This is a genomic window from Paenibacillus sp. NPDC058174 (assembly GCF_042883865.1).
Classification (GTDB): Bacteria; Bacillota; Bacilli; order Paenibacillales; family Paenibacillaceae; genus Pristimantibacillus.
The window spans coordinates 74,072-90,753 of record NZ_JBHVUY010000008.1 but is presented as its reverse complement, the minus strand read 5'-3'; the positions used below and the strand labels follow the sequence as shown (position 1 = coordinate 90,753).

General features: G+C 54.8%; 10 protein-coding genes. 2 read left to right on the top strand and 8 right to left on the bottom strand.

The window, feature by feature from the left end:
* The first annotated feature begins 123 nt into the window (after nucleotides 1-123).
* Entirely contained in the window at nucleotides 124-1,167 is a 1,044-nt protein-coding gene (locus ACFVVF_RS25655; protein WP_387815581.1) for a YkvI family membrane protein, read from the top strand.
* Between the two features lie 12 nt (nucleotides 1,168-1,179).
* On the opposite strand, the gene ACFVVF_RS25650 is transcribed toward ACFVVF_RS25655, so the two are convergent.
* The 3 genes from ACFVVF_RS25650 to ACFVVF_RS25640 are packed head-to-tail and all read right to left on the bottom strand — an operon-like array spanning nucleotide 1,180 to nucleotide 6,935.
* Entirely contained in the window at nucleotides 1,180-4,515 is a 3,336-nt protein-coding gene (locus tag ACFVVF_RS25650) for an AAA family ATPase (RefSeq protein WP_387815579.1), read from the bottom strand.
* Nucleotides 4,512-5,801 (bottom strand): metallophosphoesterase family protein, encoded by a 1,290-nt coding sequence (locus tag ACFVVF_RS25645; RefSeq protein WP_387815577.1) that lies wholly within the window; start codon nucleotides 5,799-5,801, stop codon nucleotides 4,512-4,514. The genes ACFVVF_RS25650 and ACFVVF_RS25645 overlap by 4 nt, the downstream gene beginning before the upstream one ends.
* Before the next feature lie 3 nt (nucleotides 5,802-5,804).
* Nucleotides 5,805-6,935, bottom strand: a complete 1,131-nt coding sequence (locus ACFVVF_RS25640; protein ID WP_387815575.1) for a glycosyltransferase family 4 protein — start codon at nucleotides 6,933-6,935, stop codon at nucleotides 5,805-5,807.
* A gap of 126 nt (nucleotides 6,936-7,061) precedes the next feature.
* Between ACFVVF_RS25640 and ACFVVF_RS25635 the strand changes: the two genes are divergently transcribed.
* Entirely contained in the window at nucleotides 7,062-8,237 is a 1,176-nt protein-coding gene (locus tag ACFVVF_RS25635; protein WP_387815573.1) for a GGDEF domain-containing protein, read from the top strand.
* 75 nt (nucleotides 8,238-8,312) lie between these two features.
* Here ACFVVF_RS25635 and ACFVVF_RS25630 read toward each other — a convergent pair whose 3' ends face one another.
* From ACFVVF_RS25630 to ACFVVF_RS25610, 5 genes are all read right to left on the bottom strand, one after another.
* Nucleotides 8,313-9,965 carry a cellulase family glycosylhydrolase gene (locus ACFVVF_RS25630; RefSeq protein ID WP_387815571.1) on the bottom strand — a complete coding sequence of 551 codons (1,653 nt, stop codon included), beginning with the start codon at nucleotides 9,963-9,965 and terminating at the stop codon, nucleotides 8,313-8,315.
* 423 nt (nucleotides 9,966-10,388) lie between these two features.
* Nucleotides 10,389-11,981 (bottom strand): extracellular solute-binding protein, encoded by a 1,593-nt coding sequence (locus ACFVVF_RS25625; protein ID WP_387815739.1) that lies wholly within the window; start codon nucleotides 11,979-11,981, stop codon nucleotides 10,389-10,391.
* Between the two features lie 19 nt (nucleotides 11,982-12,000).
* Nucleotides 12,001-14,358, bottom strand: a complete 2,358-nt coding sequence (locus ACFVVF_RS25620) for a helix-turn-helix domain-containing protein (RefSeq protein ID WP_387815569.1) — start codon at nucleotides 14,356-14,358, stop codon at nucleotides 12,001-12,003.
* 228 nt (nucleotides 14,359-14,586) lie between these two features.
* Nucleotides 14,587-15,711 carry a glycoside hydrolase family 88 protein gene (locus ACFVVF_RS25615; RefSeq protein ID WP_387815567.1) on the bottom strand — a complete coding sequence of 375 codons (1,125 nt, stop codon included), beginning with the start codon at nucleotides 15,709-15,711 and terminating at the stop codon, nucleotides 14,587-14,589.
* Between the two features lie 83 nt (nucleotides 15,712-15,794).
* Complete coding sequence (locus tag ACFVVF_RS25610) at nucleotides 15,795-16,676, bottom strand: carbohydrate ABC transporter permease (RefSeq protein WP_387815737.1); 882 nt, start codon at nucleotides 16,674-16,676, stop codon at nucleotides 15,795-15,797.
* Nucleotides 16,677-16,682 lie beyond the last annotated feature (6 nt).

The following is a 16,682-nucleotide window of genomic DNA, read 5'->3' as shown; positions in this document are numbered from 1 at the left end:
GGGAAGCGCCCTTTTCTTGTTTTTGCAGCGGCTATACTAAAAAACCGAACAAGCTGTCATGCTCGTCCTCTCTCGATCATACCTATTGATATATAGAAGGTTTATCGAACGGAGGACGCCATAATGCTGAAACGTACCGGAAAGGTGCTTCAGATCGCTTCCACCTATATGGGGACGATCGTAGGCGCCGGTTTTGCGACCGGACAGGAAATTTTGCAGTTTTTCACCCGCTTCGGCTATTGGGGCACCTTAACGATAGCAATCGCAACAGCGATGTTCATCTGGCTTGGCAGCAAAATGATGCTCATTTCCAGCGATATTCAGGCCAAATCGTACGAAGACTTGAACAAAGCGCTGTTTGGCGAAAAATACGGCCGTTGGATCAGCCATTTCATGCTGGTTGTGCTGCTCGGCGTAACTGCGGTGATGCTCGCGGGTGCCGGGACGATCTTTTATGAAAACTGGAATATATCGTACCAGGCGGGTTTGCTTATAACGATTGCCGCTTGTTATTTTTTGCTGCGCAAAGGGATGAAGGCGATATTGACCGTAAACGCCATCGTCGTCCCGCTGATGCTGCTGTTTACCGTTGTCGTCATTGTCGACACCTTCCACACGCCCGGCGCCGGCCGCTTCATCTCGCTCCCCAGCGATCATAGCGTCTGGGCTGCCTGGGCGTCGCCCTTTCTGTATACGGCCTTCAATCTGTCGATGTCGCAGGCGGTGCTCGTACCGCTTGGTGCCGAGATCCGCGACCGGAAAACGATCATACTCGGTTCTTGGGTCGGAAGCATCGGCATCGGCTTCATGCTACTGGCCGGTCATATCGCGCTCTCGGTCCATATGCCGGGCATTCAGCAATATGCCATTCCGATGGGCGGCATTGCCAAGCAGCTTGGCCAGACGGTTCAGTTCATTTATGTATTTTTGATTTTTGCGGAAATTTTCACAACGCTCATCGCCGACATCTACGGCTTGACCCTGCAGCTTCAAGAGAGACTGAAGTGGTCGCGTTCCATGCTTACGATCCTCGTGCTGCTCAGCTGCTTTGTCGCCAGCCAGATCGGCTTTGGACCGCTGCTGTCGACGCTGTATCCGATCTTTGGCCTCGTCAGCTTAGGATGGCTCTATTTGATTATTCGCAAACGAATGGCCATCAAAACGTAATAGGGCTGCCGCTCAGCGCTCCAATTGAATATGCGCGGCTTGCGGCATTAATCCAATGAGCAGATCGCGAATGTGATCATGGCAAGTAAACAGCAGCATTTGCCGAGATTGTGCAAGCCGTTTCATAAGCCCGGCAGCCGCCACGAGCCGCGGCCGGTCGAAATTAACGAATAAATCATCGAGCAGCATAGGCAGCCGCTGGCGATGCGCCGCTTCCTCAGCGAGAGCAAGACGCATCGCCAAGTATACCTGCTCGGCAGTTCCCCTGCTCAGCCTGTCGGCCGGAACGAAACGTTTATCCGTCGTCTCCAGACGAATCGCCGGATCGTCAGGCGTTGTTATGATCCGAACATACCGGCCTTCTGTCAGTTCCCGCACATATTCGCTTGCCAGCCGCAGCACTTCGGGCTGCCTTTCTTCCTCATAGATCCGCTTTGTCGCGCGAATAAGCCCCGCGCTTACCGCCAGTACCGCATACCGTTCGCTGTCCTGCTCCAGCTGTGCAATCGTCATTTCTTTATCGGCGAGCAGCCTCCGTCCTTCGTCCTCCTGAAGCAGCTGCTCCAGCTGCTGCCGCATTCTCCCTCTTGCATCCAGCTTTTCCGTCTTCATCCGTTCGGTGTTGTCGAGCTCCTCAGCCGCTGCAGCATGAAGCTGCATTAGTTCAGCCTCGTCATGGGACTGAAGCAGCGATTCCAGTTCAGCGAAACGCTGCCCGGACAAGCCTGCCGTCAGCTCAATCGTCAACCGGTTCAAATCGGCATCGATTGATAAAAGCCGCGGGCGAAGAGACAGTGCTGCGGCGTATTCCGCAGCCGACTCCATGCCCGCCTGCCAGACGAGCTCCACCGTCTCGGCATTGGCGCTATCGATTCGCGCGGTAACATCGCGAACGGCAAGCTTCAGTGCGGCGAGCCGCTCATCCAGGCGAGCTGCTTCTTGCTGCGCCGCTTCCTGCCGGCGCAGCTCGGCTTGCAGCAGCCGCAGCGAGAGCGGCGGGCTTGCCTTCGCCGCCTCGGGCAGCAAGGCGCAAAGCTCCGCAGCCTGCGCCTCGAATGCGGCGAGCTGCCGCCCTGCAGCGGCGTATTTCGCGGCGCGGCGTTCGCGTTGTGCCAGCCGCTGCAGCGCCTGCTCGGCAAGCTCGAACACTTCGAGCGCCGCATCCGGCGACATTGCCTGCGGCAGCGCAAGCGCCGCAAGCCAGCCGCGCCAAGCGCCGGCGGCTGCATCGCGCTGCTGCGCCGCTTCTGCTGCGGCGGCGCGGCGCTCTTCCGCTGCGGCACGCAGCCGCTGGAGCCGGTTCCCCAGCTCCAGCCGGCTTTGCTGCAGCTGCTCGCGGCGCTGCAGCGCTTCGCGCCGCGCGGTCACGGCTGCACGCAGCTGCTCGCGCGCATGCCGAGCCGCCAGCGCCAGCTCCGGCGCAGCGGGCATGCCTGCGCCGCCTGCTGCCGGCGCGGCGAGCAACGCGGCCGCCGCTTCCGCAGGCGCTTGCAGCAGCGCAGCAAGCGCCGCGTTCACGCGCTGCGCCGCTGGCCGCAATGCGGCTGCTTCACGGCCCGCAGCGAGCCGCCTGCCGCGCTCGCCTGCATGGCGCGCCGCCGCAGCTTCGCCACTAGCGCCGCTGCTGTAGCGGCTCTGTCCATGGCCCCGTCCGCGGCCCTGCCGCCGCCCGCTGCTGCGCAGCCCCGCCGCTTCGCCGGCGGCGCCATACCGGCCGCCCTGCGTGCTGCGGCCGCGCCACCAAGCAAGCGCCGCCAGCAGCGCTGCCGCGGCAGCGGCGCCCAAGACAGCTGCGCCATTACCCGGCGCCAGCACAGCCAAGGCCATAGCCGCGCCTGCTGCTGCCGCGGCGCCTGCCCACAGCAGCAGCCCGGCTTCGCTGCGGGCTGCCTCCGGCCCTGGAGCGGCATCGCTTTGCAGCCGCTCCAGCTCCCAATCCCGCAGCGCCGACTCGCAGTCATTCCATGCCGCTAGCAGCGCTTCGCTTGTCTGCGGAGCGAATAGGTAGCTGCTCACGCCGCCAGCCTGACCTTCCCGCTCCTCCGCCGCCAGCAGCGCTTCGGCCTCACCAAGCGAATGAGCCGCGTCCCGCTCCGTCTCTAACGCATGGCTCAGATCGGCTTGCACACGCTCCTGCTGGCGCGCGTGCTCCATATCCCGCTGCTTTACGCCGCGCACATACTCACGGTCCGCGACAGTCAGCTTCAAGGCGCGAAGCTCCTCCTCGGTCCAGTCCGGCGCGATGCGGGCGATCAGCCGCCCGATCGCCTCCTCGTCGCTGCGCAGCTCGGCCGCCAGCTCAATGCGCTCTTCTTTCAGCAGCACCATCCGTTCGCTTTCCAGCATCAGAGCATCAGCTTCATCCGCACGGGAAAGCAAGGACTCATCAACCTGCAAGCCTTCCCGCTTGCCTACAATAAGCTCAAGCTCCTGCTGATTCTGCTCAAGCTCAGCCTGGCGTCCGGAACGCTCCCGTTCCAGCTCCAGCCAGCGGTGCTCCGCTTCACCCGTTATCCGCTCCGCTGCAGCGACACCTTCCCGCTCCGCCGTCAGCTCCAGCCGCTCCAGCCATTGCGGGCGGACAGCATTCGCTTTCGTCAGCAAGCGTACTTGCTCCAGTTGGCCGGGCAGCCTTTCATCCAAGTCTGCCAGCTGCTCATCCAGCTGCTCCAGCTGACGCTTCAGCGCATTGTAGCCGGAGATCGCGTCAGCTTGCTTGCGAAGCTCGGCTTCCGTTCTCTCCAGCGACTTCAACTGCCGGTTCATCTGCTGATTAACTCCTCGCGGCTTAAACAGCGACTCCATCTCTTGCTGCAGCCGTTTCTCGGCTTGTCCAACCGCTTTGCCGCTCTCCCAGCCGGCGTCATATAGATAGCGGCCGAGCTCGTCTCCAGCCAGCGCCCCAACCTGCTGAAGCTCCGTTAGCGTAATCGCATACAGCTGGCGATAGGCGGTTTCACCCGTTCCGTTCAAGAAACGGCGCTCCCATTCCTCCTGCGTCATCCAGCGCTCTTCGCCGGAGCCCGCTGCCCCGTCCGCTGTCTGCAGCGCCGTCACCTTCGGCTTGCCTCCGTTAACGGAAGCATACCGCTCTACACTATAGACGTCTCCGCTTTCATCGGCAAACATTAGACGGCCGCCATGACTTCCGCCGTTGACCGGCTCCTGACGATCGGCGGGTGGTCCGTTGCGTCTAGCAAAGCCGTAGAGCATCGTCCGGATAAAGCCCATCAGCGTGCTTTTGCCCGCTTCATTGAGACCGTATATGATTGCCGACTTGCCGTCCAGCCGGCATTGCAGTCCTTGCAGCTGGCCAAATCCGTCAATTTGCGCCTCAAGCAGCTTCATCCGTCCTTCCTCCCTTCACCGTCCATTAGTCCCAGCGTCAGCTCTCTCGCCTGCTCCAGCCAGCGGTCAGGAAGCTCCTCCAGGCTGCCGCGAAGCAAGCGGCTAAGCTTAGCATGAGCGGCTAACGGCTCAATCGCCTCCCGGGCAAACGTTCTCCATGACTCCTTATCAGCCAGCAAAGCTGCCGTTACACGGCTCAGCTCGCCGGCAAAGCTGTCTTCATCCGCCAAGCCCTCCAGCTGCAGCTCTGACGCGGTATTCGCCTCCAGCGCATAGATCCAGCTCCAGACCTCATGCACCGGCTCCGTTCTCGTCTCCTGCAGCTGCTCCAGCAGCGTTCGGCGCACAAGCGCATCCGTCAGCTTCGCATGAAGCGGTCCCCGGCCAGTAAGCTGCAGCCGAAGCATAACAGAGCGTCCTTCTCCCGATGCAGCGAGCCGGTCCGCCAGCTCATCGAGCCTGCCGAGAAGCTCCTGCTCCGACAATATGCCTGCAATCGGCAGCTCCGCTTCCAGCCAGCGCACCTCATCAAGCGGCGCAAAAGTGAGAGAGACCGCACGCGACGGGGATACATCCACGATGTAGCAGCCTCTCTCGCCCGCCTCTCGTGGATTTCTCCCCTGTATGTTGCCGGGATATACGACATACGGATATTGGTGCAGCACCTGTCTCGTATGAATATGGCCAAGCGCCCAATAATCGAAGCCCTTGCCGCCGACCAGCTCGTCCAAGCTGCAAGGCGCATATGGATCATGCGACGCATCCCCGTTCACGTTGCCATGGAGCATCGCAATATGAAATGGCGCTCCCGGCTCTGCTTCATATGCAGCAGCCAAGTTGTCCGTAACATGACGGGTACCGTAAGACATCCCGTATACAAAAGCAGCCAGCTCACCGCTTCTGCAGTAAGCCGGCCTGTATTCCATCCGGTCAGCGCCAAAAACGGTGACGGAAGCCGGAAGCTGCAGCTCCGCTCTCGCACCGTTCATCGGATCGTGATTGCCATGGATAACGAACACGGCTATGCCGTGCTCCTGCAGCCGCTCCCATTCTTTGACCAGCTGCAATTGAGCCTTCAGCGAACGGTCTGCGCTGTCATAGAGATCGCCAGACAATACGATGAAATCAACCTGCTCGCGGATAGCCGTCTCTGTCAAAGCGCGCAGCGCGCCGAAGGTAGAGGCCAGCAATTGCGCCTTCAACCCCTCCGGCGCCTTGCTCATGCCGCGGAAAGGACTGTCCAGATGCAGATCGGCGGCATGAATAAATCGAAAAGGCGCGGACAACCGCTACACCTCCGTTTTATAGGACAAATAGACTTTTTTCAATTGAGAGATCACACGCTGCAGGGAATAGACCTTCTTCGCCTTATCCCAGCCCGATCTCGCAATGTTGTACCGGTATATCGGATCGGACACGAGCTTCTCCAGCGCACCGGCCAAAGCGACCGGGTCCTCGGGAGGAACGAGCAGGCCGTTCACGCCGTCTTCGATCTGCTCGGCAATGCCGCCAACATTCGTGCCGACAAGAGCGAGCCAGCAAAGCGCCGCTTCTGCGAATACGGAGCCAAATGCCTCCGCGCGGGATGGAAGAACGAATATATCAAAGAAGGGCATGAACTCCTCAGGATGAAGCATGTAGCCGTAAAAAATGATGTCATCGTACAAATCGAGCTCCACCGCAAGCTGCTCCAGCTCCTCGCGGATCGGACCGTCGCCAATAATATGAAGAACGAATGGATGTCCGTTCCGTTTCAGCTCCGCACAGGCGTGCAGCAGCACATCCAGCCCTTTCGCCGGAACGAGACGGCATACCGTAATGAGCTGCGGCACCGCATTCTCGTGGGCGATCGGCTTGAATCTTTTTTCATCAAAGCCGTTCGGAATCACTTTAATTTGATCGGCGTCTTTTATATAGGGAGAAATATAAGCACGGAAAGATTCCGACACGGTCAACAGCCGGTCCAGCTTTACTTCCAGCTCGCCGTAGAGCTTTGTCAGAAACTGATGCTCCGGCCCGTTCTCGGCAATTTTGCCGTTCAGAATGAGCTCCCGCTCATAACTGGAGTGAATCGTCATCATCACCGGCGTATCCGGGTACAGCTGCTTCATGACCAGCGCTGCAATAGGGTGATGCGCATGAATAATATCGTAAGACCCTTTATTTCTCAGACGGGTCCACCAAATGTAATCGCGAAACGTTTGCAAATATTTGTCGACAATCGGATTGCCTGCGAATTCCGTTACATCAAACGTCTCGAAGACGATATCCTCCTGTCCTTTTCCTCTAACCCGCTTGGGCAGCGAGAACAGTTCCATTTGCCAGCCTAGCTTCGTAAAACGGTCTTGAATATATGGGACCATGGAGGACACCCCGCCCGGCTGCTCCGGCGGGAAAAATAATGCCTGAAGTATGTTCAATTGTCCTTCCTCCTCGTAACCTATTTGCATTTCGACACTTTTCGCCTGCCGTAAAACATGATAGTATAGAACATATGTTTCTGCAAGCAGGCCAACATTCTATTAAAAATGCGGTGATACATAACTATGTCAATTATTCAATGGTTAGCAGGCCCAGACGGCCAGCTGATTTCTTCCGCCTGCGTCATCGTGATTTTAATGCTGATGCTGTTTATGTCCCTGCGGCTGTATGCCAGCTACCGGAACAAGCGCGTTTACCGCTTGCTGACCTCGGCCTTGCCTTTATTTATGATTCAGCAGCTGCTGCTCGCCTGGATTTCCTATCCTGAACAAGCTGCGCCGCCGTGGCTTCAAGTGACGGCATCCATTACGCAAATCGTTTCTTTTATTATTATAAACTTTGTGTTCATGAAATTATATACTCATCGGAGCGCCCGGCTAAAAAGTATCCCGTTCATTATCATGATCGGCTTGACCTTCGTCATTGCTGGAGCGCATTACGCTTTTTTCCCTTCGTCGATAGAAGCGGCTGCCGCTGGCGAGCAGATCCGATTCCTGGCGCTGGACTTCTATTCGCTGATCGTAACCTTCCTCATCCTGCTTGATACGAAGGGCACGGAGATGAATACGCGGTATTCCGCAAGCCTGATCACTTATTTCATTATTGAACTGTCCCGTATCGCGGACGGCTACGTCTTCCATGGATCGGTCGCTTGGCTGATGCTGCTCAGTCATCTGCTTCCGATCGTCTATTTCACGCAGCTGTTTCTGCTGTTGTTCCAGTGGGTCATCGAGCGGCTGATGCTAACGTATCAATCTTCGATAACGGATGGCTTGACCGGCCTGTACAACCGCAGGCATTTCAATTTGAAGGCAGAGCAGCTGCTGAGCAGATCGCGGGGTACAGCCGTTATTTTTTGCGATATCGACAACTTCAAGAAGCTCAATGACACACAGGGCCACCACAAAGCCGACGGCGTGCTAAAGCAAGTGTCTGAGATTATTAAAGAAGAATCGGCCGGCATCGGCACGGCAGGCCGCTATGGCGGCGAAGAGCTGCTCGCTTGCATCGGCACCGATAAAGTAAAGCCTGACCGGGTTGCAGAATCGATCCGCAAGCGTGTGGAGCAGGAGACGATCGTAACGATTAGCGTCGGAGTCAGCACCTCGAAGGACGCCGGCACTGTACAGGAACTGGTGAAGCTGGCTGACGAAGCGATGTATCACTCCAAGACGACCGGTAAAAACAAAGTCACCTTATTCCAATCGATGCCCGCTGCGAAGAAGAAATCGCTTAGCTGACAGACAAAAGAGCTGTTCTCCAACGAGCCCATAGGGCCACGCGGAGAACAGCTCTTTTGCTGCTATCTCATTCCATTAAGGCGCTGACGTAATAACAAACTCTTCCCACTGGGACACCGTGTCACGATTCGCGTATAGAACGGAGCCCAGATTTTGGTCAGCGCTTACATATTTGTTGTTCGCTACCGCTTGCAGCGCTATTTTGCCATTGCCACGATCTATTCTGCGGAATTTCTCCCAACCCTGGATCGAGGTTGCCCGTGCAACGAGCTGATTATTCTCATCGATAACGGCTGTTACATATCGGTTGTTGGCTGCGGACAGGAGCGAGATTGTACCGTCTGCATTATTAATGACGGTGAACTTCTCCCAGCCGCCTACTGTCGCACGATTGGCAACAAGCGAGCCGGCTCCTGCATTTTCCGCGCTCACATAGCTGTTGTTGGCAAGCGCTTGAATGCTGGAGGTGCTCGTTACCGGTGCAGGAGCTTGAGTGGAATATTTCTTAATCACGTTGATCAGGCCGGTGTTTGGCTGGAAATAGGAAGTCTGGAACCTGTTCCACTTGGCAACGATCGTCGCTGCGCTGTCGTTATAGATGTCAGGAACCGGATTGTTATTGTTGTTGTAATAGCCCCAATTGCCGCCGCCTCTTACTTTATAAGACCAGTTGGACCAAGAGGCGTTCAGCGCATTCAAGCCGCCCAGCCATTTCTCCCAAAGATCAAGCTGGCCATAAGAGAATTCGCCCGCATAGACAGGAACGTTCCAAGCCGTTTGATACTGCGCCATCTTCGACAGCCAGTTATCCATCATCGCATTCGTTACGCTCCAGTTGTCATATTGGTCAAAGTTGTAGTTATGCGTCTCGTAGACGACGTTCGTCCAGCCGTACGTTGACGGCGGCAGTGCTTGCTCCCAGTCGAAAAATGCCGCAATCATAATAATATGATTAGGATCCTTGGCCCTTACTGCCTTGTACAGCCGGTCATAATAATCGAATTTCTTCTTAATTTGCGCGGCGTTCTCCGCTGCACCGTTCGATACGAGCGGCTCGTTCAGCAGATCATAAGCGGCAATCGTCGGGTTGCCGTTATAGTAGGTTGCGATACGCTCCCAGATTTGCACCGTGCGATCCTGATAAGTCGTATTTGTCCACAGTTGATTGGAGTTCGAAATGCCGCAGGAATGCCATGGACAAGCTCCGCCCTGCACGCCGTGGAAATCGATAATAACATAAATATTGCGCTGCGCGCTTTCGGCAACGAGCCAATTCAGCTCCCTGAAGGAGATGGAGTCAGGCTTCATCGTGCCGTCCGGGTTCATGAAATCCTCCCAGTAAATCGGCACCCGTACCGAGTTCAGCCCCATATTTTTAATATTGTCCAGGTCGCTGGCCTGAATCCATATGTCCTGGTAGCTGTTCTGCAGGTTATGGTTGCCGTCTGTTCCGAAGCGGTTCCACAGTGTCTGCGTAAGTGTATATTGATCCGGCGTATTCATCGGCGACATCCATTCTTCCTGAAGCAGCCAGCCGCCTAGATTCGGGCCGCGCAAATTAACGATTGCCCCGGTACCGGAGTTGTTGCGAATCACTTTGCCGCTTGTTTTCAAGAAATCGGAGGGTCCAAACGCCGCTTCTACGGTAGCCGGTTTCGGAGTAATTACAATTAAGCCGAGCAGCACAACAAAAGACATCGTGAGCAGGAACATTCTTTTCATCATCATCCAACCTCCCATTTTTTATATATTGCATTGGAGTTCTGTCTGACTGACTTCAGGCTTTGCCAATCTGTACGCAAATTAAAGCGATTGAAGCGAAAGGCGTAATCTGGAGTAAGCAACTTGACTTCCGTGCGCAGGGAGCAGACTCCCGCTGTTCGATCGCAGCACCTCCTTTTCGAATGTAATCGGTTTCAAAAATTAACGTCTTTCATCTCTTGCTATGAGAAGCTCCAAATATAGCAGAAGAGCTTATCACCGGAATAAAAATGTATGTTAGCGAAGCCTTATGTAGAAATCTATCAGCTAAACTGAAATCCAATCGAAAATGAAATCGAATTCATTTTTTATTATACCAAAAATGGAAAAAAACGCAATCCGGCATTTTGCTGCCGGATCACCTTATTTTCGCTGCTCATCTCTCCAACGTTACCGGTCATTGTACCGGTCAAACGCCGCTTTTTGAATCGCGACCGCACGCTCAATGCCCAGCTCCTTCAGCTGGGCCGCATAGCTATCGAAGGCATCAAGCGGCTCGATGCCCAAAATAATTTTCAGCGACATCTCATCCACGAGCGTTGTAACATCCTGCATGATAGCCGAGAACTCCGCGCTCTCCTTCTCGCTCTTCTGCACAGGCGGAAAATTATGCTTGTCCGCATCGGTATTCGCCCACATTGCAATAGCCTGCTTCTGCTCCGGCAGTGAATAATACTGCTCGATATACCGTTTGTCTTGGACGAACGGGCCGAAATAGCTCGCTCTCGTGTACATCGCTAAAGCTTGCGAAGGCGCCAGCTTGTCGGGATTGGCCAAGATGAGATCGGTATAGGCCGGATAGCCGTCGACCATCTTGTAGCTGGTCCCTTCAATGCCGAAGTTGAACAGCAGATGGCCTTCCTCCCCATAGCCGTAATCCAGCAGCCGAACCGCTTCCTCAACATGCTCGCTTTTGGCCGAGATGCCAACGCCGCCGCTGCTCATATACGTATGAACACGCTGGCCAAACTTCGGCTTCTCGCCTTTATGGAGCACGGGATAGGGAGCCGGTACAAATCTGGCTTTGGGATCCTTTGCCTGCATAATCGGCTGCCAGGTGCCGATGCCCGCGCCGGCGTTCCAGATGCTGGCCCCCGATCTGCCGGACAGCATGCTGGCATCCAGCGTTTTGGTATCCACCGTCGCCATATTAATATCGATCAAGCCTTCCGCATACCAATCGCGGAACAAGGCGAGAAACTGCTTATAGCCCGGCTCGGCAGGTCCGTATTTCACTACGCCTTCGTCAATATAGAACCCTTTCTTAATACCGTAAGCGCCGATGAAGCTGCCGTTTTCAACGCCAAACAGCACGTTCGGAACGCCCAGAAACGTCAGCGGAGCAAGGATGCCCTTTTTCTCTTTAAACGCTTTCAAAACTTCATGCCATTCCTCTATCGTTGCGGGAACCTCCAAACCCAGCTCGTCAAGCCAGTCTTTGCGGATAATCGGACCCTGATAGGTACGTAGCGTATCGTCGTTCTGGATGAATGGAAACACATAATAGCTGCCGTCATCGGTCTTAATCTGCTTGTCGATTTCGGGATGCGCTTTCAAATAAGCTTTCAGATTAGGCGCGTAACGGTCAATAGCATCGTTGAGCCGCAGCAAATAGCCGTCAGATATCGCTTTAGCCGGGCCGCCGGGAAAATTCGACCACTCGTATTCAATCATATCCGGCAGCTCGCCTGAGGCTAGCAGCACATTAATGACTTCCTGCGCCTGATTGGCCGGCGGCTGAATAAATTCCAGCTGCACGCCCGTCCGTTTCTGCCATTCCTGGAAGAAAGGCACGTCTTGGAAGGTCGGCTTTACGCTCGCCGCATTGCCGTTAAGCTCCGCCCAGTAAGTGAGCTTATAGCCTTTCTCTCCTGCCTGCTCTGCCGGACGGGATGAACCGCTCTGGCCGCAAGCGCCGGCTAGAAGTACAGTTGCCAGCAAAGCCGGCAGAAGCACAGCAATTTTTTGCCTAATCCTCTTCATCATCGTTATCCCCCAGCATTCAGATCATTTCTTTATATTTACCAGGCGTTATGCCCTCGAATTTCTTGAATACACGAATGAAGGTGGCAGCCTCATTGTAGCCGACCTGCTTGGCAATGTCAGAAATCGAGCTCTGCTTGCAGCGGATCAGCTCCTTCGCCTGTTCGATCCGGAATTTATGGATAAAATCAAGAAGCCCCTCGCCGACCTGGCTTTTGAACAGCTTGGATAGATAGCTGCCTTTCAGATCAAACCGCTCGCCGATCATGTTGACGTTCAGATTCGGATCACGGTACTCCTCCTCGATATAGCGTACAACGTCCTGCGCAAGTCCGCGAAGCGACTCCGCCCGCTCCTGCGTCATATGGCTTTCGTTGCGCGCTGCCGCAAAGGCGCAAACCTCTCCAAGCAGCTGCTGCAGCTCATTTTGCATCTCCTGGATCGTATCGCAGGCCAGTATCTTTTCCATCCAGAGCGGATTGTCGCCAAGCAGGCTGCTTTCCCCGTCCCCCAGCTCATTAATCGCCTTCGCCATCGTTCCGACGAGATTGAAGATGAGCGTCTTCGCCAGCGTCAGCGACATTATCGGCTGGGCGAAGTTGCGCTGCATGATGTCGTTCATGTAATAGGAGGCTTGGGTGAAATCGCCGGCTTTAATGAAATTGATCATCTGCTGCTCCACTTGCAGCGGATAGTAATAACCGGATTGCACCGCCTCGCCGCCATCGCTCCGAATATCATCGTAGTGGATAATGCCCTTTTTGCCCAGCACCATCTTATACTCCATCGCATCGACAGCCTCCTGATACGCCTCCGCAATGCCCGGCAGCGAAGTGTGAGTACCGCTGATGGAGACGGTCAAATCCATCTGGAAACGCATCAGGAAACGCTGCGCCTCAGAAGCGATTTGCTGCAAATCATCCTTGCGGCCCGCTGAATCCGCTTCCGATAAATTGACGATGCAGGCCATCATCTCGTCAATTTCGGCCACATAGCCGTAATGGCCCTGCTGCCCCGACAGCTCCTCCACGACATTCGTAATGATGAATTGGAGCAGCTTCTGCTTCGCTCCCCCGTCCAGCCCTGGCAGCTCGGAGGAAATGCTGTCACCATTCTCCACCGCGAACAAAATAATGGCGAACTGATCGGATTGCAGCTCGATGCCGAAAGATTTGAATGCCTCCTCGTAAGGCACGAGCGTATCGACCCTGCCCTTCAACAGCCGGTTGAACATATTCGAACGAAGCGCATGCTGATGAATTTTCAGCTCCGTGGCGATCTGTTCCTTCTCGCTTCGGGTTCTCGTAATTGCCCGTTCGATAAAGCTAAGCTCATTCCACTCCACCCGCTCCTCCTGCACGCTTCGGTCCATGAGCGATTGTACGATTTGCTTAATCGGCGAGTAATTGCGGCGCATGAAAAACCATGTCAGCACCATGGCCCCAAGAATGCTGATACCAATGCTAATATAAGTGAATTTGCGGACATACTCCGCTTTCTGCCAATAGATATTGCTAGGTATGACGAGCATATATTTCAAATCCGATACGGCCGATGACATATAGAACAATTCCAGATTGCCGTCTGTTTCAGAAGCAGATGCCGGACTTAGCCCGTTCAGGTGATTGTTCAGCAGACGAGCGATGTCTTCCGTTACCGGCTTATTGGACAATAGCACTTCGTTATCCGCATTCAGGACAAGCACTTGGCCGCCGCTGAAGCCCGAGATGTTCTCGATGGCCGCGCTGAAACGGACCGTATCTGCCATGACGACAACCGTACCGGTTTCCTGGCCGCTCAAATCTTTGGGCAAATGTGTAATATAGGCGATAGACTGCTTCGTCCCCGGGGCATCCCCTCTTGGCAGCAGCGTAAACCGGTTGCTCGCCGATTGGCGGATCGTATCCAGCCACTCCTCGTATGTCATCGCCCCTGTCTGGTGAATCGTCTGAAATGCGGTCGGCAAGTCTCTGACATTGCCTGGACGCAAGATGGAAGCACCCTGCTCCCAAGCGACATAAAACTCGTCTATCGACGCATAGGACGTTTTGTACGTGCGGAAATCTTTCACCAATTGATAGGCGCCATATTGAGCCTCGCTAGCCTTGCCTGTAGAATTGATCAAGGCTTGCAGCTTGGAGTTCCAAGTCAGCTCCATGTTGAGCCGCTTCATTAAATCAATCTGATTGTCGATCGTATACCGCACCTGCTTCAGCAAGGAATCGTTCGCGCGGTGAATTTCACTTTTGAGCGCCATACTGGATTGCGAATAAATGATCAGGCTAATTATAATCGGCACGATTAAAACCGCCGAATAGGAAATGAGCCATGTAAATACGATGCTTTTACGTTTGTTCCATAGTGAAGTCAGATTCAACTTTATCTCCTCGTTTACCCAAATTCATTCCGGTTGGACTGGCTTGCAGAATCCTATTATAGCGCTATCATTTCATGAAATGGAATGGTCAAAAGTTTCAATCGGATTGACAATATCAATGTTGGATCCCGAAAAAACCGCATAACAGCATCAAAAACAGCCCGAACGGCATAATCCGCTCAGGCTGATTGCTGTAGATATAGAATTAGAATTGAACTAATCACGCAATTAGAAAATGCGATGCTTCCAGCCGTTCAGCTTGGCAATCGCCTCGACGAAAAAGTAATCGCCGTAGATAAGCGAGACGTCGACGTTTTGTCCCGCCGGCTTATGTCCCGTACCGTGAAGCAGCATGGCCTCGTGGCTGTCATCCTCCCATGACGCATAATGGTCATGCAGCGATTGCAGAATGCGCTCCGCCGCCTGCCTGTAGACTCTGCCTTCCTTCTCCGGCAGCAGCTCGGCCAGCTCCAGCATGCCGGAGGCAGCAATGGCTCCTGCCGACGTGTCGCGCGGCTCATTGTCCAGCTGCACATCGGCGCGGAAATCCCAATGCGGCACGTTGTCCTCCGGCAAATTCGCTACAAAATAATGCGCGACGCGCTGCGCTGCCCGCAAATAGGCGCGATCCGCCGTATAGCGGAACGTATTCGCCATCCCGTACAGCGCCCATGCCGCTCCCCGGCTCCAGCCGGAATCCGGCGCTGCGCCCTGGCCGCCCCGCGTTTCGTCGTACTGTCCCGTATGAGGGTCGAAGCAGACGATATGATTGACCGAGCCGTCCTCGCGGATAAAATGGCGCAGCACAGTGTCGGCATGCGCTCTGGCGATTTGCTCAAAGCGAGGATCTCCGCTTTGGCGGGTCGCCCAGAAGAGCAGCGACAGGTTCATCGCGGTATCGATTATCGACCAGCCGTGCATATCGCTGTTCCAGGCCCGGATAAAGCGGCCGTTCAGGTTAAAGCGGCCCGCCAGAAAATTGGCGGCGAACAACGCCCGGCGTTCGGCATCCGTATCTCCGGTCAGCTGATACTTGAACACCGCGGTCGGCAGGAAATGAAAGCCGACATCATGATCGAATGAGTTTCGTTCAATCATCTGACGCTCCAGCCGCTCATCCCAGCTCCAGGCCGAGGTCTTATACTTTTCCTCTCCCGTCATTTCGTGGGCAATCCACAGGATGCCCGGCCAGAAGCCGCTCGTCCACCAATCGATCCGCTGATCATCGTATTTGCCGTCCGCTCCGGCCACATGCGGCGATTTCTCGCCGATGCTTTCATGCATGACGCTTAATTTCGCTTCTATGCGATTCCATATCGCTCCTGCATTCAAAGACTGATTTACTGCCTGCATCCGTAAAAGCCCCTCTCTGTGTCGATTGCTTCGATTAGCCTTTAACCTGTAACCTGTAAACTTTAACTTCTAACCTTTAGCCATTAGCCCTTCAAGGAACCTACCATAACGCCTTTGACGAAAAACCGTTGAACGAACGGATAGACGCAAAGGATCGGAACGGTCGCAACCATAATCGTTGCGTACTTAATCGTTTCGCCAATTTGATGCCGGTCTCCTGCACTTGCGCCTGCCGACATGCTGTCCGTCGAATTGGCAATCAGAATTTCACGCAGGACGAGCTGCAGCGGGAACAGCTCCCGGCTGCGGATAAAGACCGACGCATAGAACCAGCCGTTCCATTTGTCTACTGCATAATAGAGAATCATAACGGCGATAACCGGCATGGAAAGCGGAATAATGATGCGGAACAAAATTGTGAAATGGTTCGCGCCATCGATTTTGGCCGACTCTTCGAGACTGTCCGGAACGCCCATAAAGGCTGTACGCATAATGATCAGGTTAAATGTGCTGATTGAGAACGGAAGAATGGTCGACCAGAGGGAGTCCAGCAGCCCGACTCCTTTCACGACGAGATAAAGCGGAATAAGACCGCCGCTGAAAAACATCGTAAACACGATAAAGACCATAAACGCATTGTTCCACAGCACATTTTTACGCGACAGAACGTACGCGCCAAGCGACGTCATAAACAAGTTGACGATCAAGCCAAACACCACGATAAACAGCGTATTGCGGTAGCCGATCGCGATGCCCGGATTTTCAAGCACGCTTCGATAAGCGCCTAGATCGAACCCGAGCGGCTTCCACAGCACGCCTTTATGCCCCACCAGTTGGCCTGCGTCGCTGAACGAGGCGAACAACACATACAGCAACGGGTACAACGTCACGACTACGAGAAAAATGAGGACGGCATAAATTGCGGTATCAAACACTTTGTCTCCGATAGTGGACTCTCTTCTCATCTGCTT